Below are 20,552 nucleotides of genomic sequence, written 5' to 3'. Positions count from 1 at the left end.
TTTGCGCCTACTTTGAGCAAACCGCCGGTTCCAAACGCAGCAGCTGATCCACGATTTGTTCCATTTTCATTCCGCGGGAACCCTTCACCAAAAGGATGTCTCCCAAACGGACATTCGCATTCAAAAAATCCATTGCCTTTTGAACCGAATCAAAATGCAGAGCGCTCTTTTCGTCCATTCCAGAAGCAAGTGCTCCAGCCTGGATTGCTTTGCTCAAATTTCCAACAGCAACAAGCATATCGAAATGGAACTGCGACACCAGCCCGCCGATTTCCCGATGAAGCTCTTCCGATTTACTGCCGAGTTCCAGCATATCGCCGAGGACCGCGATTTTGCGGTTCGTATTTGAAAGCGCACCAATCGTTTGCAAAGCCATTTTCGTCGAAGAAGGGTTCGCATTGTAACAGTCAGACACCACTTTAATCCCGACGCCATTCCGAATTTCCATGCGCATATTCGCCGCATGAAATTTTTCGAGAGCCGAAGCGATGACCGATTTGGGCATACGCATTGCCGTTGTCACAGCGATAGCCGCCAACGCATTATAGACATTGTGAATTCCCGGAACATTCAGATGAAATTCCGTCCGTCCGATTTTAAATCGGGCGCAGGCGTTCGCATCCCAAGTCAAATTTTCCGGTTTGACAACTCCACGCTTAATGCCGAAAGTCAAAACGCGGTAGCGCGTATTCGTTCGCAATTTCGAAAGACGAGAGTCGTCCGCATTGACGACCAAAAGACCGCCTTTTTTCAATCCGTCCGCAATGGTGATTTTTTCCTTGAAAACGTTGTCCATATCGCCTAAACATTCCAAATGGCTTGCGCCGACGTTGGTGATGACGGCAATATCGGGTTCCACGGTCATCGAAAGCGGATGGATTTCGCCCGGCGCGCTCGTTCCCATTTCCACAACCGCGACTTCATCGGAATGCTTGAAACGGAAAATGGTTTTGGGAACGCCGATTTGGTTGTTGAAATTCCCTTCCGTCGCCACCGTTTTAAACTGCTCCGAAAGAATCGTTTTGAGCATTTCCTTGGTCGTCGTTTTACCGTTGGATCCGGTGATAGCGATTTTTTTCAATTTGAACAAGCGCTGATAACCCTTTGCCAGCTTGAGCAACGCTTTATTGGAATCATCTACAGGGACATAAACGTCCGACAATGAATCTCCGGTTCTATCGGCATCCATCACACTCATCAGAGCTCCTTTTTTCATCACCTCAGGAATAAAATCATGCCCGTCAAAACGACCTCCTTTCAACGGCCAAAAAACAACTCCCGGCGCAGCTTCTCGGCTGTCCAAACAGAGTTTCACTTTGCGTTTGGCAACACGAGCGGTAAGGCCCACCGGTTCGCTTTCCAGTATTTTGCACAATTCGCCAATTGTCAAATCCAAATTTTGCATCAGCACATCTCCCGAAGGATGATTTCATGGTCATCGAAATGCTGCTTTGTCTTTCCGATGATCTGGTAATTTTCATGTCCCTTGCCCGCGACAATAAGAACGTCTCCCGCCTGCATCGCCTTGCAAGCAGCCCGAATTGCCTCTTCTCGTGAAACAATCACTTTAAAATGGTCGGAGTGCATTCCGCCGATAATCTCGGCAATGATATCTTCCGGTTTTTCGGTTCGCGGATTATCCGAAGTCACCCAAACAAAATCGGCATCCCGTTCTGCAATTTCCCCCATGATATGCCGCTTATTGCGATCGCGGTCGCCTCCGCAGCCAAAGACCACAGAAAGCTTTCCTCGGCAAAGTGTTCTAGCAACCCGCAAAACCCGTTCCAAAGCATCCGGCGTATGCGCATAGTCCACAAAAACGCGACGGGAGCCGTCATTAAATGTCATTTCAAAACGCCCGGGGACCTTGACCGTATTCAAAGCCTGCCGAATCGAATTTTCCGAAATGCCAATGCTTTTTGCCCAGCTCATCACCAGCAAAACATTGTCCGCATTGAATTCCCCAACAAGCCCCGTTTGAAAAGGCTTTTCCGAAATAGCGGGAACTTGTAAAATCATCCCATCTTCGCCGCTTTGAACGCTTTGAGGAACAATCACGGCTTTCGCATTACCCAAGCGAGAAACCGAAACTTTTTGAGCGACATCCACTTCGTCAAACAAGCGCATTCCATACGCATCGTCGATATTGATAACGGCAACGCCATCTTCCGAGAGGTAATGCGTAAACAGCAACTTCTTCGCCTGAAAATAATTCTCCATCGTTTTGTGGTAATCCAGATGGTCTTCAGTCAAATTGGAAAAAAGGGCGCTCTGGTAATGAATCCCCTGAATGCGTCCCTGATGCAGGGAATGCGACGAGACTTCCATCACCAAGTCGGAGCAGCCTGCATTCACCGCTTCCGCAGCAAAGGCATACAATTCCAAAATTCCGGGAGTCGTCAAATTGGAAGCGACTACACGATCGCCGATTCTTTTGCAAATCGTTCCGAGCAAAGCGGTTTTTCGCCCTTCGCCCGAAAGCATCGCATCCATCAAGAAAGCACTTGTCGTTTTTCCATTTGTTCCCGTGACGGCATGGGCCGAAAGCTTGGAAAAGGGGTCTTTGAAAAAAGTTTTGGCTGTCGATGCGCGCTCTTCTTTGACGCTCGAAACCCGAATCCACTTGCTCGCCAAATCCTGGGGAGCTTCCGTTTCGCCAACGACTGCTACCGCCCCCTTACTCAACGCAATGCGGGCAAATTCTTCCGCCTGCGCTCCTGGCAAAGCAAAGAACAAATCTCCAGGAGAAGCTTTGCGAGAATCATCGCAAAGTCCCCGAATTCCCATATTCTTCAAAGCTGTTTCAGACAACATACGATTACCCCTTCTCCGAAAGAACGAGTTTAAACTTTTCATTGCGTTTCAAAGGCGCATTCGGTTCGGGAATCTGCCGTTTCACCCAGCCCTTTCCCTCGTATTCGACAACTCCCGAAAGTTCTCCGATTTGTTCCAAGGCATCCCGCAAAGAAAGCCCCTTGAGATCCGGCATTTTTTGAAGCCGCAAAGAACCCAGACGCAATTTGCGCCCTCCATTTTCAAAGTCATATTCCGTCGCTACGACCGTAGAGCCTTCGTTTTCCCCATTGACAAAAGAAATGGGACATCCGCTTTGATCCGCCTGTTTTTTCGCCGCAATCCGGGACAATCCGACAAATTCCAAATTGCATTTTTCATTCGGCACGATATTTTCCAAATTGTAATAAGCCGGAGAAATCAGCGGACTAAAATAAATGTCCTCCATAATTTTGCGGAAAATCGGTCCTGCAGTCGCTCCTCCGGAAGTGCTACCCTTGGGTTCATCGACAAAAACCATGCAGACATAGCTAGGATTTTCTGCGGGAACGAGCCCGATAAACGAAGATATCTGCTTTGACTTGTCGTAACCCTTCAAGTCCGAGCTGTATTTTTCTGCCGTGCCGGTTTTTCCGCCAAAATAAATGTCGGATAAATATTTAGAATTAACCCTTTGGCCTGTTCCCGTTTCCACCACCTTGCGAAGCATCGTGCGCACTTGAGCTGCGGATTCTTCCGAAATAACCCGACGAACTTTCTCCGGCGAATTCCTTTCCAAAACCTCGCCGTCTGAAGATCGCCATTCCCGGACAATCGTCGGCTGCAACAGATTTCCGCCATTGGCGATTGCGCAATAGCTCATCACCATCTGCATCGGATTGACCATAATCTCGTGGCCAAAACCCACGGTCTTTCCCGTGCGCCCGCTCCATTCGCCCAGTTCTTTCAACGGCATTACTTCTTCGCCGGGGAGTTCTATCGAGGTTTTCGTCCTAAAGCCGAATTTGCGAATATAAGAGAAAAATTTTTCATCGCCGATGCTATCCGCTATTTTTGCAAAAATAATATTCGACGAAACGGCCATAGCACCTGTCATATCATGATCGCCATGATCTCTTCCTCCGTCATCGTGAATCACATCTTTCGATCCAGAGCCAAAAGCCCACCGTCCTTTTTCTCCGCTAAAAACCGTTTTCGGATTCACCGACTTCGTTTCTATCGCTGTCGCCGCCGTAATCGCTTTAAACGTAGAACCCGGTTCATAAATCTTTGAAATGCAGTCGTTCTGCTTCGCTTGAGATTTCGCGGTCAAAGGAACATTCGGGTCAAAAGAGGGATAATTCGCCATCGCCAAAATTTCGCCCGTGGCTGGATCCGCTATAATGGCACTTGCGCTTTGTGCACGGTATTTTTCCACGCCAGCTTTCAGAGCATTTTCGGCAATCTCTTGAATGTTTTTATCGATTGTAAGCACCAGATCTTTTCCCGGGATCGGATCGGCACCTTCCATTTTGCGACCAGCCTGCACAACCCGATTTCCACTCAGCACACGAATTTGCCAACCGTCCGTTCCCCGAAATTCTTCGTCGAATTGATATTCCAAGCCAAAAAGGCCTTGACCGTCTCTTCCCACGCGTCCCAACAGTTGCGAAGCCAAAACGCCTTGAGGATACACACGGCGGGTGTCCCACTTATTCGCTTCGTCCTTATTCCGCTCTTGAATGCTTTGCGCCAAAACATTGCCATTCCTATCTAAAATTCTTCCTCGAGGCGCGACGCGAATCGTGCGATCCTGAGCGCGATTGCTGGCAATCTGACGATATTTTTCCCCATCGACGACCTGGATTTGAAAAGTCCGAGCGAGCAGCATCGCCCATACAGCCGCCGCGATGACCATCACCCATGTAATCCCAGATAAATGCATCGCTATCGTCCCCCCGCATTTCTCAATTTCCGAGGAACCTGAATATAGTCCAGGCCGAGCAAGGGGGCGACTTGCAAAATTCTCTCCAACGAAGCAAGCTCCCGATTTTCCAATTCGTATAAAACGACCTGTCCGCGAAGCTCCGTAATCTGACGAAGCAGAGCCGCTTTTTCCATCGCGATTTTTTCGTAGCGATTCTGCAGCCATAAATTCCCGCAAAGATATGCCGCTACGAGAATCAACAATACCATACTAGCAAAAACAAGGCGTCTCATACTTTTTCGTACACCCTCAGTTTTGCAGAACGGGCCCGCGGGTTCTTGGCGATCTCTTCTCCGGTCGGAAGGATGGGCTTGCGGAAAACTTTTTTCAGTTTCTGATGATTGTCTCCGCACAAACAAACAGGAGACTGTGGAGGACAAATACAGTTCTTTTCAAATTCTGCACAGACCAGTTTCACCGTGCGATCTTCTACAGAGTGATACGAAATGACGACCAGGCGCCCGCCTTTTACCAAAGCCTCTACCGCCGCGCGCATGCTTGTCCGAATTTCATCCAACTCGCCATTGACTTCCATCCGAATCGCCTGAAAAATCCGAGCCAGAATGCTGTTGATATCTCGAATACGATCCGGATACGTTTTTTCGGCGGCAAGTTTCAAATGCTCCGGCAAAATCGGTGTCGATAAAGCCGAAACGACATTCTGTACATTTTGACTTAATTTATACGCACGATCCAAATCCGCATTTTCCTTAAAGGCCCTCGCCATTTCATCAAGTGAATTTGTACGCATCCAATCCTGGGCACTAAAAGCGGCGCGCGAGTCCATTCGCAAATCGACAGGATTCGTCCCTTGGAAAGTAAAGCCTCGAGAATCGTCATCAACTTGGTGACTACTGATTCCCAAATCGTAAAGAACTCCCGAAAGAGAGTTTGCGCAGACCTCGTCTGCCAGTCGGCCAAAGGGAACCGGATGAAAAGTCACGCGGTCGGCAAAGGGCGCAAGCCGCTTTCTCGCATAGGCAATGGCTTCCGGATCGCGATCAAAAGAATGCAGATGCCCCGCAGGTTCCAGCCGTTTCAAAATTCCTTCAGAATGACCGCCTCCGCCCAAAGTGCAGTCCGCATACACGCCGTTCGGGTTCCAAAGCAGAGCCCGCAAGCTTTCTTCAAAAAGAACCGGGGAATGGTATTCAGCGATTTTCATCCGCACCCCTCAAAGACACGTCATCAAAAAATCCGTCATCGAACTCTTGATTGTCTTCTTCCGTATTGAAGCCGAACTTCGAGTTGTAGATTGCAGGATTCCAAAGTTCCGCAGACTTGCCAGAGCGGGCTACATAAAGCACCTCTCCTTCCAACTTCGCCCGGCTTTTGTCTTCTTTGGAGAGCAGAATGCGGTTTTGCCCGTCCATAGAAACCAGATGCGAGTTCGCTTTAAACAAACGGCGGAAATTTACGTTCTTCGGGGTTGCTGGGCGCGTTTCAATATGGACAACGAACTTGCGATATTCCTCGATGGTCCACAAAATGAGGGATTCGCCAATTCCAAAGGACACAATCAACGACTTGCTCTCTTCATCCGAGAGCAGACGACGAAATTCCCTAGGAACGGGTGTACGTCCCTTTTCGTCGAGAGCCGTTTTGGCTTGTCCTATGAATTCGTTCAAGTCTTCCATTAAAAGTTTACCCACTTTAATCCACAACACTACAAATATAACCACAATTCCCCACCGGTTTCAATAGTGAACAACTGAATATGACGGATTCCCCTCATTTTTTAAAGATGTCAAAATATACAGCGACCGCCGTCACAATGCTCATCCGTGCATCATTTATTCAAAGACTTCGAAATTTTACAGATTCAGCGGTAAAAATTTTGCGATTCTATTTCGTTTCGATGCTTGAAACCGCTTTCCAATTCTTTATTCACAGGAAACATTTCTTTCAATATCCGATGCAGAATTCGCCACCGCTTCGGGAATTTCCCGCATTTGGCGCATCCGTTTCAACGTTTCCTTTTCTCCTTTTTCCGCCAGCATCGTCAAAAGATACAGCAATTTTCGGTACGTCGTTTCCGTCATTTTTTCTCTAGCGACGCTTTTTTGCAGATAGTTCAACGGGGATTTGGTCGTGTAATTTTCTTTGTTATAAACTTTTGATGCCGCAATCCGGTCGCAGCACATTTCCTTGATGTAACGATCCGGCATATCGACGGGGACAATTTTTTTCGTCACCATGTCGTAATCATACCAGTATTCAAAATGGTGCTTATTTCTTCCCTTGTGGTGCATCCATGCGAGACTGTAACCGCAGGAACGCCTTTCTCCATTATTCGGCGATTCCTTTCCCGTATAAAAACGAACCCCGGGAATAAATTCCGTCGGCGAGTATTTCGACAAGTCATGGAACAATCCTTGAAAACCGATTCCCGCACGAAAGCACAACCGGACGACTTCATGGCGGTGTTTTGTAATCGTCAGAAAATGTCCGAAAATGCGAAACATTATCCTAGCTGCGATTCCCGAAAATCAAATCCGAATGCCCGACGGGAGACCGAAAGAATCGGCGGCATCTGGATGCGTTTTGCCAAAGCGATTCCCTTGTAACGGTGCCACCAGCGGCGCATATCGTCCATCACTTCTTCTTTTGTATGGAATTTACTTTTGAAAAATTCCTTATCGACCCCGAGCTGTTCGCAATAAACATCGAATCCTTTATTTAACAAAGCTTCGGAATCCGCAATGCTGTTTCTCTGCCAGCGTTCCATCCAAAAAGAAAAAAGCTTGTCGTGATACGGATAAATTATCGGGTCGCCTTTGCCTTCATCAACGTTTTGCGCACTGGAAAGTTCTGCGCTTGCTGGAATATCGATGGAAGCCTGAGGAATGACCGAACGCCGAGAATTGATTTCTTCGGCGAGTTCATACACCTGCGTTTTCCACAAATCGCCCAAAGCGCACATCACTCCCGAAGTATCTCCATACAAAGTACAGTAGCCTACAGCCACTTCACTCTTGTTTCCGTTGCAAGTAAATCCCGCACCGACAACGCTTGCTATCGTCGCTAAAAAAGCGGCACTGCGAAGACGCGCCTGCAAATTTTCATAATGAATGCCGGACACGTCCATTTTTACCGGATTTCGCACAAATGAATCTTCGGCAAGACTTTCGCAGAGGGCGTTCGCCACCGATTCAATAGGAGCCACCATATAAGGGCAACCCAGATTATCCGCCAGATCCTTTGCCGCATTACGTGTCGTATGGGAATTGAAACGCGTGGGCATGTTCACCAAAAAAACATTTTCTGCGCCCAAGGCCTCGGCATATAAAGCCGCACTGACAGCGCTATCGATTCCGCCCGAAGCGCCGATTACCATTTTTTGAATGCCAAATCGCGCCAAATTCTTGCGAATCATATAAACCAGAGCCTGGTGCACTTCGGCAATTCCCGTTGTTCTCGGCGATTCCGCTTCGTCCACACGCACAATGCCTTTTTCAAAATGGACCAGAGTTCCATGCTCTTCAAAAAGCGGTAAAGAAAAAATGCTCTTGCCCGCGGCATCGTAAACGCTGGAATCCCCTTCAAAAGCGTAAATATTTTTCCCGTTATTCTGCGATCCCACCGCGTTCACATATAAAAGCGGAATGCCGGCGTGTTTTGCATGAGTTCCAAATACACGATCCCGCGCCCGGTCTTTTCCCTGAGTATAAGGCGAGCAAGAGATATTGATGAGCAAATCCCCAGCGCCCATTTTGCTTCGCAAAATTTCAAACGGCTTGATTTTATACAGAGAATCCCAACCGTCTTCGCAAATCGTGATGCCCAATTGAAAACCGTCCAACTGCAACGGGGCAATCATTTCCGACATCGGGGCATTTATCGTTTGCGCGAGTTTTCTCAAGTCCGAAAAATAACGCGTTTCTTCAAATTCCCGATAGCAAGGGAGCAATGTCTTCGGCAAAAAGTTTTTGCGTACGCCTTTGCAGTCCACAAGGGTTTTAAACTCTCCCCGAGACGCATAAAAGGCTGCATTATACAAAAGCGGGCGGCCATTTTCTCCGTTTTCTTTTTCTTTGGCAACGCTGCCAAATAAAATATCGACTTGATTGGACAGAGCACAAACCGCTTCATTGATGTGCAAACAACGTTCTACAAAAGAATCTTCTTCCCACAAGTCCGAAAGCAAATATCCTGGAACCGCCATTTCAGGAAACACGACCAAATCGGCATCTTGTCGCCTTCCCTCTTCAACAAATTTTTGAATAGCGGAAAAATTCTTCTCCGGACTTCCGGGAATGACTTCCATCTGTGCAATGTAGATTTTCATATTTTCTCTATTGGATTTTATTTTATCCATTCGCCCCAAAAAGCGTAAGCTACATCCAGCCGCGATCCGATGTTCCAGAAATTCCTCGAACCTTCAAATCGAAATCATCCGGATTTGTTGCCGCCGCCAAAGCGACTTCATAAGTGATTAGCTTTTTCGCATACAAATCCAAAAGCGCCTGGTCAAACGTCTGGCTATGATATTGCATGTGGCCTTCTGCAATCGCCTGTTCAATCATGCCCGTTTTATCTTTGTCAATGATGTAGTCCCGAATTGCCGCCGTGTTTATCATGATTTCTGCCGCAGGAACTCGGCCTTGACCTTCTACAGTCGGCAAAAGGCGAAGGCTTACGATGCCCGCCAGACATTCTCCCAAAAGCAAACGAACTTCATCGTGTTGGTGGGGCGGATACATGGAAAGCACACGAGCAATCGTTTCCGTCGCATTCGTCGTGTGAATGGTTGCAAACACCATGTGTCCCGTATCGGCTGCGGTCAGCGCAATCTGCATGGTTTCCAAATCTCGAATTTCACCGACCAGCAAAACGTCCGGATCCTGGCGCAAGGCGGAGCGCAGAGCATTCGCATAAGAATTTGTATCCACGCCGATTTCACGTTGGGAAACAATGGATTTTTTATCCCGATGCAGATATTCAATCGGGTCTTCCACCGTGATAATGTTGTCCGAAACCGTATCGTTCAAATGGTCGATCATCGAAGCCAGACACGTCGATTTTCCGGAACCCGTCGTACCCGTAACCAGAACCAGACCGCGTTTGCGTTCTGCAAGTTCCAAAATAACAGGCGGCAAATTCAACTCTTCAAACTTCGGAATGCTCGCTTTGATATGGCGAATCACCATTGCCGAAGATCCCCGCTGACGAAAAACGTTTACACGAAAACGTCCCATGTCCCGAGCGCCTACAGCGAAATCGCACTCCTTTTCCGATTCAAAACGGTTCATCTGATCGCGATTCATCATGTCGGTCAAAAATTCATCCATGGTCGCCGCATCAATCGGAATATCCACAAGCTTTGTCAATTTCCCATTGATACGATAAATCGGAGGAACACCGACCCGAATGTGTAAATCCGAAGCTTTCTTTTGCGCCATCAAACGCAAAAGCTGTTCAATTTTTACTGCAGACATAAAATTCTCCGTTTTGCCGAACTAACCGAAATTCGATTTGTCGTTACGGGCTTTTTCAATTTCAGCCAATCGCTTTTGAAGAGAAGCGTCGTCCGGCGACTTGCGAATTAAATCTTTATAAATCCGAATCGCTTCTTCATAAACACCTTGTCCGAAATAAATTTCCGCCAAAGTTCGTGTGCTGGTTGTGGCATCTTCTAACGGCAAATCATCGCTGTCCTTACCGAAAAGGCTGTCGAAAGATTGGGAAACGTCCGTGTCCAAGTCCAAAGTCTCGCCGGATGCCGAGGGAGAAGTTTCTGCGGGAGTTTCCACGCCGCTCGTTGGCGGCAACTCCAAGGATTCAGCCGGAACGTCGTCGCTCTCCTTACCGAAAAGACTGTCGAAGGATTGGGAAACGTCCGCATCCAAGTCCAAAGTCTCGCCGGATGCCGAGGGAGAAGTTTCTGCGGGAGTTTCCACGCTGCTCGCTGGCGGCAACTCCAAGGATTCAGCCGGAACATCGTCGCTCTCCTTACCGAAAAGACTGTCGAAGGATTGGGAAACGTCCGCGTCCAAGTCCAATGTGTCGCTGGGTGCCGCCGGAGAAGTTTCTGCGGGAGTTTCCACGCCGCTCGTTGTCGGCAACTCCAAGGATTCGGTCGGAACGTCGTCGCTGTCTTTGCCGAAAAGACTGTCGAAGGATTGGGAAACGTCCGCATCCAAGTCCAATGTGTCACTGGGTGCCGAGGGAGAAGTTTCTGCGGGAGTTTCCACGCCGCTCGTTGTCGGCAACTCCAAGGATTCAGCCGGAACGTCGTCGCTGTCTTTGCCGAAAAGACTGTCGAAGGATTGGGAAACATCCGCATCCAAGTCCAATGTGTCACTGGGTGCTGCCGGAGCTGCTTCTGCGGGAGTTTCCACGCTGCTCGCTGTCGGCAACTCCAAGGATTCAGCCGGAACGTCGTCGCTGTCTTTGCCGAAAAGACTGTCGAAGGATTGGGAAACATCCGCATCCAAGTCCAATGTGTCACTGGGTGCTGCCGGAGCTGCTTCTGCGGGAGTTTCCACGCTGCTCGCTGTCGGCAACTCCAAGGATTCAGCCGGAACGTCGTCGCTGTCTTTGCCGAAAAGACTGTCGAAGGATTGGGAAACGTCCGCATCCAAGTCCAATGTATCGCTGGGTGCCGCCGGAGCTGCTTCAGCGGGAGTTTCCGCGCCGGTCGTTGGCGGCAACTCCAAGGATTCTACCGGAACGTCGTCGCTGTCCTTACCGAAAAGGCTGTCGAAGGATTGGGAAACGTCCGCATCCAAGTCCAATGTGTCATTGGGTGCTGCCGGTGCTGTTTCTGCGGGGGATTCCGTGCTGGCTGTCGGCAACTCCAAGGATTCTACCGGAACGTCGTCGCTGTCCTTACCGAAAAGGCTGTCGAAGGATTGGGAAACATCCGCATCCAAGTCCAATGTCTCGCTGGGTGATGCCGGTGCTGCTTCTGCGGGAGTTTCCACGCTGCTTGCTGTCGGCAACTCCAAGGATTCCGTCGGAACGTCGTCGCTGTCCTTACCGAAAAGGCTGTCGAAGGATTGGGAAACATCCGCATCCAAGTCCAATGTCTCGCTGGGTGATGTCGGTGCTGCTTCTGCGGGAGTTTCCACGCTGCTTGCTGTCGGCAACTCCAAGGATTCGGTCGGAATGTCGTCGCTGTCCTTACCGAAAAGGCTGTCGAAGGATTGGGAAACATCCGCATCCAAGTCCAATGTCTCGCTGGGTGATGCCGGTGCTGCTTCTGCGGGAGTTTCCACGCTGCTCGCTGTCGGCAACTCTATGGATTCGGCGGTAGGAGAAACGTTTTCGTTTGACGGAGCAGATTTTGTCGGCACAAATTCTTCCGGCAATTCATCTTCGCCAAAGATATCATCAAAAGCATCGGAAAGAGTCTGCGGTTTATCTTCCGCTTTGGGAACGGTGAAAGACTCGGGCGAAGCCTCTTCAACCGCCCCCATTGCCTTTTCTTCCGGCAACGTTTCGGATTCCGTTTCCTGCGTTCCAAAAATTCCCGATAAAGCTGCCGAAATATCATTCCCTTCAATTTCATCGACAGGGAAAAAATCCTTTTCTGTATTGGTCGGAGCAAAACCCGCAATCGCATCGTTCAAACTGTGTTCCAAATCGTTGAACGAGACTTCGCCGTCGTTTTCATCATCCGTAGGCGTCATGGAAGCGAAAGAAGCAAACGGATCCTCTTCTTCCACCGCCGATTGTTCTGAAGCAACTTCCGGACTTTTTTCAAGCAAAGGTTCTTCTGCAACGGGCAAATCCAACGGCTGTTCCTGAAGCAATTTATCCAAAGAAGTATCTTCGATGGCGACAGCTGCGGTCGTTTCCACAGGCATTTCAAGTGCGCTCATCTGCTGTTCCAAAGCCTCATCGATTGCCGGCTCTTTCCAGAACGGATCCAAATCACGCAACATCTGATAATAGCGATTCCGGTTTGCCAAATCTTCCTTGGCAGCGTAGGCAACATACATCCGGCGTAGAGCGGAAAGGCAATAGGTGTTGCGAAGAAGGACATATTCGCACGCTTCGATAACGCCGTCCCAATCCTGCTTCTCTTCTAAAATTTGCGAAAGAACTAAACGCCCTTCTAAACTTTCCGGAAAAGCGGCAAGCCCCGACCTGGCACACTGCAACGCTTCGTCTAAATCACCGCGTTGACGCATCAAATCGGCAAGCCATGCAAAAGCCATCGACTGTTTCTTTTTGCCTATTGACTTGCGCAGAAATTCAACCGTTGTTGCCATATTTACCTCAATCCTAAAACTTATAACGCAATCGCTTCATCCGCCAAAAGAATGGGAATTCCGTTTTTTACAGGGTAAAGTTTTTTTCCATCTTTAGAAACCAGGGCCTCTTCGAGAGTTTCGGACACAAGTGTTCCTCCCGCAGTCTTTACAGTTCCCTGAGCGATTTTCTCATTGACGTTTAAAAGCAATTCTTCAGAAGCCCCTTCAAGGGGTTCCCGGGTATCGGGAGTGCACAAAATCGAAAGCATTTCAGAATCCATAATTCACCTTTTTGACTTCTCTAAAAATAATTCTTTTTCTTATTTGAATCTGTCAGCAAAAGTAATTTAGATCCACTACGGCGTAATTTGTGTTATTTTCCGTCCCGATTAACAACTTCGGACGGATTCCCAGAGCCGCAATCAAATCCTTATCATAATTTTCCCGAAAGCCATTGGCATCCGAAAGAACCAGCAACTCCTTGCAGCCCGTTCGTCTGCAAATCGCTGACAGCTGTTCAAATCCTCCCAAAAGATGTTCGCGATTTTCTTCTGAAACTCGCTCCGGATTATTCGTGACACAGCCCAAGATGTTCAAACCGGTTTTCAAATGATAGCGGTCAAACCAGCATGAAAGCGCGTCGGTCGTCCCGCCGAGCAGAATGGAACGTTTTGCGTTTCCCGAAAAAATCCGATAAAAATAGCGGAGCCAGAACAAAAGCCTTCGCCAAAAGACGCAAGCCAAGACCGATGTCAGGGCGGCGATAGAAATCACCCAGTCCGCGTTCAGCAAAAATACCGAGACCAGAACCCCGATGGCGGAAAACGGCAACAAAAATTTGAAAAGAGAAAATCCCGCGAGCTTGGGCGAGACATAATCCCCGGCTGCGACCATCGGAAGCCAAATGGATAAAGCGAGCACCCCGAATAAATGCCCCGAAATTTCCGTATGGTAAGAGTAGCCGAAAGCGCACAAGCCAACGCAAAAAATATCGACCAGCATTTTCCACCACTGGGGAACCAGACGAGAAAAAACGCCGACAAGCGAAGCGAAAAAAATGCCCAAAGCGATGACAAAAGTCGGCAGATGATAATTGTGGTGTTTCTTGGCAAAAATAATCATCGCCAAATAAAATTCCACAAAGGTGCGGAAGCGTCTGGTTTTGCTGCTCTGCCCCTTAAAATGCAGGATGCTCGTTCCCGGGTAATAGTAATTGTTGAACCCCAGCTTTTTTATCCGCAGGCAAATGTCCAAATCCTCGCCGTACATAAAGTAGTCTTCGTCAAAGCCGCCCAGCTGTTCAAAAGTGCTGCGCTTGACGCCCAGAAAAGAACCACTCACCGCATCGACGGGAGTTTCTTCATCCGGGTTCAAATACGTCATATTATACGAAGCAAAAAGTTTGCTTTTGGGAAAGAGAGCAGAGAGGCCGATCGTTTTGCAAATGGCCGCAAATGGCGAAGGAAAAGAGCGGCGGCAAGCCCACTGCAACGTTCCATCTCCGTTCAAAATTTTACAGCCGACGGCCCCCGCATCCGCTTTCGATGCCATATAAGACAACGTTTTCGCAAAGGTTTCCTTGGATACGACCGTGTCGGGATTGACAAAAAACAGAACGTCCTTGGTTGCCGAGCGAGCTGCCAGATTACAGCCTTTTCCAAATCCCAAATTTTCCGAACTGTCCACCCACTTGACTTGAGGGAACGCTTGTTTTTGCGCGGGCAAAATCGGAACCGGCGAACCGTTATCCACGACAATAATTTCGGAATCGATATTTTCCAGAGCGCTCGTCACCGAAGAAAGACAAGCCGGAATATAATCCCGGGAATTATAAGCGACAATAATCACAGAACAGGAGTACGGAGCTTCCATCGACCATCTCCATCAAGAGCGCTTGAAACGGAGCTTCAACACCAGAAAAAACGCCTCGGAAATAATTCCCCCGCTCATCTTGGAAACGCCGCGAATGCGATCTGTAAAAACAATCGGGATTTCCTTGACGCGAAGCCCTTTCTTCCAAATTTTAAAAGTCGTCTCGATTTGAAAGCAGTAGCCGTCGCTTTTCATGCCCGAAAGGTCAAGCGATTCCAACGCGGAACGCCGAAAGCATTTAAAACCGCCAGTCGCATCTTTTACGGGAAGCCCAGTCACGATTCTCGTGTAAAGGTTGGCAAAATAGCTGAGAAGAAGACGTTTCCAATCCCAATTCACCACGCCGAGTTTCTTTTCATTGTAACGGCTGCCGAGAACCAAGTCCGCTTCTTCTGCCGCCGCAAGAAATCGCGGCAAATCTTCGGGATTGTGACTGAAATCGGCGTCCATTTCAAAGACGCGTTCAAAGTCCCGTTCCAAAGCCCAGCGAAAGCCGGCGACATAAGCAGAACCCAGTCCCATTTTTCCCGGACGACGCAAAAGGTGAACCTTCGCATTTTCCGCAGCCATCTTTTCGACAATGTCCCCCGTCCCATCCGGAGAGCCGTCATCCACAATCAAAACTTCCAAGCAAGGATCCTGCGCCAATGCCGCCGGAATAATCAACGAAATGTTGTCTTTTTCGTTGTACGTCGGAATGATGACCAGACTTTTGGGATAATTCATGCGCTTGCCTCCAACGATAAATCCATGTTTCCACGAACCGTTTCCGCAATCGGATAGCGTTGCTTTTTATTGCGGTTGAAAAGTTCCGCCAAAAAGCCCAGCGAAAAAAGCTGAACGCCCATTAAAAGCGAAAAGCCGCCAACAACGATGAGCGGGCGCAAATGCAAAGCTCCCGTTCGGAACCACTCCCACCCGAAATAGCCGAAGACTCCGCCGCCAAAAAGCAAAAACAAGAGCCCGAAAAGTCCAAAGAAATGCAAGGGCTTTGTCGCAAACCGACTCAAGAAAAGCAAGGTCAGCAAATCCAAGAATCCCGAAACCAAGCGGGAAACCCCGTATTTGGATGTTCCGTGAACCCGAGCGCGATGAGCGACAGGCATTTCGGTAATCCGCGCGCCCTGCCACTTCGCCATCACCGGGATGAAACGGTGAAAATCCCCATACAAATTGATAAAGCGAACGACCGAACTCCGGTACAATTTAATGCCGCAATTAAAATCGTGCAGACGCTTGCCGCAAATCAAGGAGACTGTCAAATTAAAAAGCTTTGACGGCCAAGTCTTGTGCCACGGATCATACCGACGCACTTTCCAACCAGAAACCAAATCGTAACCGTCGTCAAGGATTTTCATCATTTTGGGAATTTCGCGAGGATCGTCCTGAAGGTCCCCGTCCAAAGTCGCAATCAAATCGCCACGGCTTTTCGAGAAGCCCAAAGAAAGGGCGTCCGCTTTTCCGCAATTAAACTGGAACCGGAAGAGTCGCAAGAATTCGTATTTCTTCGCCAAGTCCAAAAGGATGCTCCATGAAGCGTCTCGGCTCCCGTCATCGATGACGATGACTTCAAACGTTTTTCCCGTCGGCGTTATCGCTGCGACGATTTCTTCCATCAAAGGCGGCAGATTTTCCGCTTCATCTTTGACGGGAATGACCAGACTTAAATCCATACAAAATTCCTAGAGCGCTCTTATTTGGTAGGCAAGGCCGAAGAATCCGAAACCGCCACCGAATCCGGAACAACCGCAAGCGGCATATCCGGCATCGATTCAAAAGACTGGCGGTTTATTTCTAGACGGGCACGTCCCTGCTCGTCAAAAACCGACACATTTTTAAGTCCCTTGTCCAAGTATTCCAAAGCCCGCTTTTTCTCGCGAACCGGCTCCAGAATATAGGAAGCCGCCCAATAGCAACGCCATTCTTCGGGGAATTGCGCAATGCCCTTGTCCAAGAAATGCAGAGCCTTTTCGACCAAGGCGTCTATCTGCTGTTTCTTTGAAGTTGTGAGCGGAGCGTTTTGCAGCAAAGCCACGATATTTTCTCGCACTTGGAAAGCGATTTGCAAATAAAGCGAAGTGTAGCTAGAAAGCAAACGCGTCGTTTCTCCATCGATGTAAGCCGTGCCATCGCCCAAGCCGCGGAACTTGTAAACGCTGTCGATCAAGTAGGCGGTTCTTTCCAAATCGAAATCCTGATTTACAGAACGCCTGTCCGTCGTGTCACCCTGCATCAGGTTGAAAATCATGCCTTCCTGAACCATGTATTTTTCCAGCCCCATAAAATTGGACTGTCCGACCGTCGTCGAAAAATGCAGCGGTCGATCCACATTGTTCATCGCCAAGTCCAGAACCAGCTTATACTGGGTGAGCATCAGACCGGCGTGCGATTTCGCTTGCCATTCCTTGAATGCGGAATAGACCTGCAGCATCACGCGGTACTGCTTGAGCTTGAGGGTATCCGCATCGGGCTTTGCCGCCCCTGTGGAGTCCGTCATGTTGGCAATTCGACTCTGCAATGCCGGAATAGCCCTATCCGCTTTGGCAATCCATGTTTGCGTGTAGTGTTCCGGGTTACGCTCGTTCAAATCGCCGATCGCCATGCGCTTTTCAATGCCTTCCTTGTCGTAGCTCAACTTGAGAATCGGTTCCTGGGTCAGCATCTGTTTGATATACCAGTCCGTATTGCCCAAAGAGAGGTTCACCACCCGGACATCCTTGCGGACTCCCGCAACTTGCTGGGCAAACCACAGCGGGAAAGTATCATTGTCGCCGTTCGTGAACAAAATCGCATTCGGGCGGCAGCTCATCAGCAGGTTATACGCATAATCCCACGGCACCCAAAGGCCGGAGCGATCGTGTTCGCGATAATTCGAAATGCACGGGATTACGGAACAGATGGCAATAAACGCCACCGCGACCGGAGCCGCAAACGCAGAAGCCTTGATCGCCAGCAGATAAACCAGAATGCCGACGCCCACGCCAAAAATCAGGCTCATAAAAATAAAGGCCGGCGTATAGAAATAATCCCGTTCACGGACCTCGATGTGCACCGTTTCCGGGAATGGCGCGCGGCGTCCCACTTTGGCATAGGCGGCTTCTATTAGCTTCCAACTCTGCCAGATCGGAGCGCTTTCCAATGCGTGCAATTTCTGTTCCGCAGCCGAGATTTCCGAAGCCGATGCGTTGCGGTAGCGCAGCGTATTCAAAGCCATCTTGGCATGCTCGATATTCTGGCGGGCATCGATCAGAGCGTTCGGATTCGGAACCGACGGAATGGAAATTCCCGCCTGTTTCAGATCGCGGACGTTCGATTCCATCGCCGACTTCCAGTAATTGAAATCCCTTGAAGAATCCATACGCGTGCCATCGGCAAAATTCACATAGAAAAGAAGCCCGAACGAACACAGCGCGTACAGAAAGCCCAAATAAACGCCGAGCTTTTTGCTCCGACGGTAAGAGAACACGCAAACAGCGACAATCGCCCCGTTAAAGAGCAAGAACCAGATCAATTGCGCCGGGACATTGTCGCCCATCAACTGCATCTGGGTGGGGAAATAAAAACCGAAACGTTCCAGAGGCTCGTTTTCCGACGGGTCAAAAACATACGTTCCATTTCCAAAAGAAACCCCGCCGACTTTGAACGGCAAATACTGCGCGATCTGATATCCGCCATAGCCCATATTCGGGAAAGAGAGGAATTGGTGCGCCGTGCGAGCGCGGCGGTGCATTGCTCGGCTCAACATGCTTTCAGAACCGTATTGCTTGCGCTCAACAAAATCGTTGAAAGATTTCCAGTTCTTGGAATCCAAAAGATTCCCCAGCTGCAGATTTCCCTGTTCGTCCTTGAAATTGATTTCGGGATCATTTTCGTCGATTGCCGGATTCAGTTCCGAACGAATAGGCAAATAAAGATGCGAGCTATAACCCAAAAGGGCGACCAGCGCAAAGGCAAAGGAAAGGCGGAAACTCTTTTTCACTTCGGGCGAACCCACCCGAGCAAGAACTAGCACGCCCAGCACAAAGGCCGACGCAATCGCTATCGCGATAAAACTGGAAACCGCATAAATGACCGAGCAAAGCAGCGTGCCGGTAATCCAGACGGGAATCCGCGAAACGATTTTCTTGGGCTCCGCCAAAAGCAACAGAGCGAAAACGGCGGGAATGGTGAGAAGGGTGTACAGATGCGCCCCGACACCGACAAAAGCGATGTAGCAAATAAAGATGAGAATCCGATTACCCCAACCGTCGTCCTTGTGGTCGAGCCATTTGAACGCCAGGTAAGAAACCAGCATCACGATGAACATGGCAAAGCCGTAAACTTCGGCTTCAACCGCATTGAACCAGAAAGTATCGCTGAACGTCAGCAAAGTTCCGGCAGTCAAAGCCGCCGTGAAGAGAATCAGCTTGCGAAATCCCGCCGAAACCCTGTCCACCAGACTGTCTTTGGAAAGGATTTTCGCCAAGAAGTCCCACGCAAAAAGCGAAGTGACAAAAACCGTCGCCGCGGAACAGAATACGGAAATGTAATTGACGCGTTTCGCGATTTCTTCCACAAACGGAAGTGCGAGAATGACCGCTCGAGAAAGCAGTACAAAAAACGGCGTTCCAGGAGGGTGCGGAATGCCTAAAATATTCGAGCAGGCGATAAATTCACCGCAATCCCAGAAACTCACCGTCGGCGCCATCGTCATGGCGTAAACAATAAAAGCAACAACGGCAGCGAGTCCCGCCGTCATATACTTCAGCAGATTTTCCGATATTTTTTTCACTTTGAGCGTTCCTCCTGATTATCCGAAGCGAGCATTCCCTTGCTTCGGGCAAACTGGTTCAAAATTCCGTTGATAAAACGAGAAGAGTTTTCCGTGCTGAATTTATTGGCGATTTCCACGGCTTCATTGATGACGACCTTCACGGGAACATCCGGCTTGTATTGGAGTTCCGTAAGTGCGATGTACAAGAGCAGACGGTCCAGAATCGCCAAACGATCCAGCGACCAACCTTGCGAATATTCTTCCAAAAGAGCGTCGAGTTCTGCGCGATGCTCCTGAATCAAATCCACCAGCGACATGCCGTAGCGTTTCATTTCGGCGGCAAGTTCTTTTTTGGACGCTGCCCGCATACTGTCCAAAATGCCGTCCACGCATTTGCCAACGGGCTGTTTGGTCAATTCCATGGCATACAGAAGTTCCATGGCAAAAACCCGAGCACTTCTTTTGCTGATACCGAAAGAGGTCATGCGAGTTCCTTGTAAAGATTCACCATTTCCACAGCACTTTCTGCACAATCAGCGCCCTTATTGCCACCCTTGAGCCCGGAGCGAGCCATCGCCTGATCCACGGTATCCGTCGTCAGCACGCCGAAAATAACCGGGATCTGCCCAGCAGCCGCCAGATTCGCAATGCCGCTCGTCACGGCATTCACCACGCAATCGAAATGCGGCGTTTCTCCGCGAATCACAGCCCCAAGAACAATCACTGCATCAAATTTTTGAGAATCCACAAAGCGCTTGGCGACTCCAGGAAGTTCAAAAGCTCCCGGAACATGGGCGACAGAAATCGCCGACGCTTCAACGCCGACTTCTTCCAATTTGGCAATAGCCCCGGAAAGAAGGCTTTCGGTCACTGTCGTATTGAAGTCCGCGACGGCAATGGCGATTTTCATTCCATTTCCCGCAAGACGCTTTTTAAAAACATTGACTTCGTTTTTCATAAAAGGAAC

17 protein-coding genes are annotated in these 20,552 nt (G+C 49.2%); all 17 read right to left on the bottom strand.

From position 1 onward, the window contains the following. Positions 1-7: 7 nt before the first annotated feature. Positions 8-1,405, bottom strand: coding sequence for a UDP-N-acetylmuramoyl-tripeptide--D-alanyl-D-alanine ligase (murF, locus tag BGX14_RS12560; protein ID WP_095880370.1), 1,398 nt, complete (start codon positions 1,403-1,405; stop codon positions 8-10). Continuing rightward, the gene (locus BGX14_RS12555; RefSeq protein WP_073305557.1) at positions 1,405-2,814 is read right to left on the bottom strand and encodes a UDP-N-acetylmuramoyl-L-alanyl-D-glutamate--2,6-diaminopimelate ligase; all 1,410 of its coding nucleotides are present in this window, start codon (positions 2,812-2,814) and stop codon (positions 1,405-1,407) included. The genes murF and BGX14_RS12555 overlap by 1 nt, the downstream gene beginning before the upstream one ends. A gap of 4 nt (positions 2,815-2,818) precedes the next feature. Beyond that, entirely contained in the window at positions 2,819-4,717 is a 1,899-nt protein-coding gene (locus tag BGX14_RS12550; RefSeq protein WP_158223323.1) for a penicillin-binding protein, read from the bottom strand. A 2-nt stretch (positions 4,718-4,719) separates the two neighbouring features. Beyond that, entirely contained in the window at positions 4,720-4,968 is a 249-nt protein-coding gene (locus BGX14_RS15630) for a hypothetical protein (protein ID WP_073305561.1), read from the bottom strand. 20 nt (positions 4,969-4,988) lie between these two features. Beyond that, complete coding sequence (gene rsmH / locus BGX14_RS12545) at positions 4,989-5,924, bottom strand: 16S rRNA (cytosine(1402)-N(4))-methyltransferase RsmH (protein WP_095880061.1); 936 nt, start codon at positions 5,922-5,924, stop codon at positions 4,989-4,991. Next, complete coding sequence (locus BGX14_RS12540) at positions 5,911-6,387, bottom strand: division/cell wall cluster transcriptional repressor MraZ (protein WP_158223322.1); 477 nt, start codon at positions 6,385-6,387, stop codon at positions 5,911-5,913. Before BGX14_RS12540 ends, rsmH begins: the two co-directional genes overlap by 14 nt. Positions 6,388-6,642: 255 nt before the next feature. Continuing rightward, positions 6,643-7,224 carry a DUF5662 family protein gene (locus BGX14_RS12535; protein ID WP_095880060.1) on the bottom strand — a complete coding sequence of 194 codons (582 nt, stop codon included), beginning with the start codon at positions 7,222-7,224 and terminating at the stop codon, positions 6,643-6,645. Continuing rightward, positions 7,224-9,047, bottom strand: coding sequence for an NAD(+) synthase (gene nadE / locus BGX14_RS12530; protein WP_158223321.1), 1,824 nt, complete (start codon positions 9,045-9,047; stop codon positions 7,224-7,226). The genes BGX14_RS12535 and nadE overlap by 1 nt, the downstream gene beginning before the upstream one ends. A gap of 49 nt (positions 9,048-9,096) precedes the next feature. Beyond that, positions 9,097-10,197 carry a type IV pilus twitching motility protein PilT gene (locus BGX14_RS12525; RefSeq protein WP_073305571.1) on the bottom strand — a complete coding sequence of 367 codons (1,101 nt, stop codon included), beginning with the start codon at positions 10,195-10,197 and terminating at the stop codon, positions 9,097-9,099. Between the two features lie 21 nt (positions 10,198-10,218). After that, positions 10,219-12,978: a tetratricopeptide repeat protein gene (locus BGX14_RS12520; RefSeq protein ID WP_095880059.1), complete on the bottom strand. Its 2,760-nt coding sequence runs from the start codon at positions 12,976-12,978 to the stop codon at positions 10,219-10,221. A gap of 20 nt (positions 12,979-12,998) precedes the next feature. Next, positions 12,999-13,241, bottom strand: a complete 243-nt coding sequence (locus tag BGX14_RS12515) for a Trm112 family protein (RefSeq protein WP_073305575.1) — start codon at positions 13,239-13,241, stop codon at positions 12,999-13,001. Positions 13,242-13,293: 52 nt separating this feature from the next. Next, entirely contained in the window at positions 13,294-14,832 is a 1,539-nt protein-coding gene (locus BGX14_RS12510; protein ID WP_095880058.1) for a glycosyltransferase, read from the bottom strand. Positions 14,833-14,844: 12 nt separating this feature from the next. Then, on the bottom strand, positions 14,845-15,558 hold the full coding sequence (locus BGX14_RS12505) for a polyprenol monophosphomannose synthase (RefSeq protein ID WP_073305579.1): 714 nt from the start codon (positions 15,556-15,558) through the stop codon (positions 14,845-14,847). After that, positions 15,555-16,505, bottom strand: coding sequence for a glycosyltransferase family 2 protein (locus tag BGX14_RS12500; RefSeq protein ID WP_095880057.1), 951 nt, complete (start codon positions 16,503-16,505; stop codon positions 15,555-15,557). The genes BGX14_RS12505 and BGX14_RS12500 overlap by 4 nt, the downstream gene beginning before the upstream one ends. Positions 16,506-16,525: 20 nt before the next feature. Then, positions 16,526-19,603, bottom strand: coding sequence for a DUF2723 domain-containing protein (locus BGX14_RS12495; RefSeq protein WP_233126548.1), 3,078 nt, complete (start codon positions 19,601-19,603; stop codon positions 16,526-16,528). Further along, positions 19,600-20,070, bottom strand: a complete 471-nt coding sequence (gene nusB / locus BGX14_RS12490; protein WP_073305583.1) for a transcription antitermination factor NusB — start codon at positions 20,068-20,070, stop codon at positions 19,600-19,602. The genes BGX14_RS12495 and nusB overlap by 4 nt, the downstream gene beginning before the upstream one ends. Beyond that, positions 20,067-20,543 (bottom strand): 6,7-dimethyl-8-ribityllumazine synthase, encoded by a 477-nt coding sequence (gene ribH / locus BGX14_RS12485; RefSeq protein WP_095880056.1) that lies wholly within the window; start codon positions 20,541-20,543, stop codon positions 20,067-20,069. The genes nusB and ribH overlap by 4 nt, the downstream gene beginning before the upstream one ends. Positions 20,544-20,552 lie beyond the last annotated feature (9 nt).

Origin of the sequence: Fibrobacter sp. UWS1 (assembly GCF_002300445.1) — a bacterium.
Lineage (GTDB): Bacteria > Fibrobacterota > Fibrobacteria > Fibrobacterales > Fibrobacteraceae > Hallerella > Hallerella intestinalis.
Note: the sequence above shows the minus strand (reverse complement) of the source record. Positions and strands in the feature narration are given on the sequence as shown.

Excerpts from the sequence above, each read along its gene's own strand:
- BGX14_RS12535 (WP_095880060.1), bottom strand. The coding sequence starts at position 7,224 with ATGTTTCGCATTTTCGGACATTTTCTGACGATTACAAAACACCGCCAT.
- BGX14_RS12505 (WP_073305579.1), bottom strand. The coding sequence starts at position 15,558 with ATGAATTATCCCAAAAGTCTGGTCATCATTCCGACGTACAACGAAAAA.
- BGX14_RS12515 (WP_073305575.1), bottom strand. The coding sequence starts at position 13,241 with ATGGATTCTGAAATGCTTTCGATTTTGTGCACTCCCGATACCCGGGAA.
- BGX14_RS12550 (WP_158223323.1), bottom strand. The coding sequence starts at position 4,717 with ATGCATTTATCTGGGATTACATGGGTGATGGTCATCGCGGCGGCTGTA.
- BGX14_RS15630 (WP_073305561.1), bottom strand. The coding sequence starts at position 4,968 with ATGGTATTGTTGATTCTCGTAGCGGCATATCTTTGCGGGAATTTATGG.
- nusB (WP_073305583.1), bottom strand. The coding sequence starts at position 20,070 with ATGACCTCTTTCGGTATCAGCAAAAGAAGTGCTCGGGTTTTTGCCATG.
- BGX14_RS12525 (WP_073305571.1), bottom strand. The coding sequence starts at position 10,197 with ATGTCTGCAGTAAAAATTGAACAGCTTTTGCGTTTGATGGCGCAAAAG.
- BGX14_RS12510 (WP_095880058.1), bottom strand. The coding sequence starts at position 14,832 with ATGGAAGCTCCGTACTCCTGTTCTGTGATTATTGTCGCTTATAATTCC.
- BGX14_RS12500 (WP_095880057.1), bottom strand. The coding sequence starts at position 16,505 with ATGGATTTAAGTCTGGTCATTCCCGTCAAAGATGAAGCGGAAAATCTG.
- nadE (WP_158223321.1), bottom strand. The coding sequence starts at position 9,047 with ATGAAAATCTACATTGCACAGATGGAAGTCATTCCCGGAAGTCCGGAG.
- BGX14_RS12520 (WP_095880059.1), bottom strand. The coding sequence starts at position 12,978 with ATGGCAACAACGGTTGAATTTCTGCGCAAGTCAATAGGCAAAAAGAAA.
- rsmH (WP_095880061.1), bottom strand. The coding sequence starts at position 5,924 with ATGAAAATCGCTGAATACCATTCCCCGGTTCTTTTTGAAGAAAGCTTG.
- murF (WP_095880370.1), bottom strand. The coding sequence starts at position 1,405 with ATGCAAAATTTGGATTTGACAATTGGCGAATTGTGCAAAATACTGGAA.
- ribH (WP_095880056.1), bottom strand. The coding sequence starts at position 20,543 with ATGAAAAACGAAGTCAATGTTTTTAAAAAGCGTCTTGCGGGAAATGGA.
- BGX14_RS12555 (WP_073305557.1), bottom strand. The coding sequence starts at position 2,814 with ATGTTGTCTGAAACAGCTTTGAAGAATATGGGAATTCGGGGACTTTGC.